The organism is Blastomonas sp. CCH1-A6 (genome assembly GCF_001556365.1).
Lineage (GTDB): Bacteria > Pseudomonadota > Alphaproteobacteria > Sphingomonadales > Sphingomonadaceae > Blastomonas > Blastomonas ursincola.
This window is the reverse complement of record NZ_LSIS01000350.1, coordinates 1-1,588: the sequence shown is the minus strand read 5'-3', so window position 1 is coordinate 1,588 and position 1,588 is coordinate 1. Positions and strand designations below refer to the sequence as shown.

The window sequence follows — 1,588 nt, the reverse complement described above, 5'->3', positions numbered from 1 at the left end:
ATATAGCCGTTGGTCGCGGTGACGGCAGACAGGGTCAGCCCGTTTGCTGCCGTCATGGCGACGAAATTGGCGGCCGTGATCGTGCCCGCATTGATCGCGCCAGTGGTCGACGTCAGGTTGACATGGTTGCCCGATGTCAGGTTGCCGAGCTGCAGCGCGGCGCCCTGAATGCCGATGACCCCGCCTGCGTTGATGTTGCGCAGGTTGATCGCGCCGCCGCCGACGGCCGTGAGGCTGCCGGGCGTGGCCAGATTGGCGGTAACGATGATCGCGCCATCGGATCGCAGATCCATGGCATTGGCGGTGATCGTGCCGATGGCACCGGGCGCGGTCACCACCGTGTCGGCAACGAAGCTTCCTGCCTGCACGCCGAATGCGCCCGCATTGACCGAGCCATTGTTCACCAGCACCGAAAGCTGGACGGGGGTGATGAAGGTGAAGCTGCCCGTGACGTTCACCGCGGCATCGGTGACCCGGATGTAATCCTCGACGATCCCGGTCGGATCTGGCGCATCGCCGGCATTGCCGATGTTGAACACCAGACTGTTGGCCGTCAGGTCGCCATTGACCGCACGGACGAACGATCCGGTCTCCTGGGTGGTCGTGCCGTTGATGGCCCCGGTTCCCGCCGTGCCCCTCGCAATCGCGATGATGTCGTTCGCGATCAGGGTGCCGCGGTTGGTGGGCGCCTGGAACTGCTCGGTGCTTTCCAGGCCGATCACGCCCCCGATCGCGTTGCCGCCATTGCCGCGCAGCGTTCCTGCACCGCCATTGCCGCCGCCGGCATTGGCCAGCATCGTCAGGTTGCCCACCCGGGTCAGCGATCCGCGCGTGGCGAAGAAGATGTCGCCGCCATCGCCCAGCCCGCCATTGCCGCCATTGCCGTTGCCGGTGGTGCCGATCCCGCCATCGCCGCCGGCGCCGCCAAAGCCATTGGCCTGAAGCGAGGCATCGGTCATCACCATGAAGCCGGTCGGCGTGGGATTGGGCCCGGTGGTGATCGTGCTGCTGACCGTGCCGATCTGCGTGTTGCCGCCCGTGCCGATTCCGCCTGCGCCGCCATTGCCGCCCAGGCCTGCAGATCCTGTGCCGCCCGCGCCGCCTGCGCCGCCAAAACCGTTCATCGACACCTGCAGGTTCAGGATGTCGAGCTGGCCGCCGCGCGCCGTGCCGATCGCCTGGGTCCGCCCGCCCGTGGCATTGCCGCCCGCACCGCCCGCCCCGCCGACCGTGCCATTGGCACCTGCGCCACCCGCGCCGCCAAAGGCGTCGGCAAGCAGCGTCACATTGTCGAAATCGAGCAGCCGGGTGGCCTGGCTACCGCCGGAGATCAGGGTGGCGAGGCCCCCCGTTGCATCGCCGCCGCGTCCGCCCAGCGCGCCGTCACCGCCGCGCGCCACAGCCGCGACGAACATGTCGCCGCCGGTCATGTTGCTCTCGTTCGCGCCGATGCGCGAGGTACCGCCGGTACCGGCGCCGCCATTGCCCCCCACCAGCGCATTGCCGCCGGTGCCATTGGCCACCATCGAGATCAGGCCGCCGAAATTGAAGCTGCCGATCACCCCGATCGTGCCGGTTTCGGTCAGGC

The 1,588-nt window shown here is 68.4% G+C and carries 1 pseudogene; it reads right to left on the bottom strand.

Annotation, left to right across the window (positions count from 1 at the left end):
• A pseudogene (locus AX735_RS25995) lies at positions 1-1,588 on the bottom strand (hypothetical protein); the annotation flags it as partial.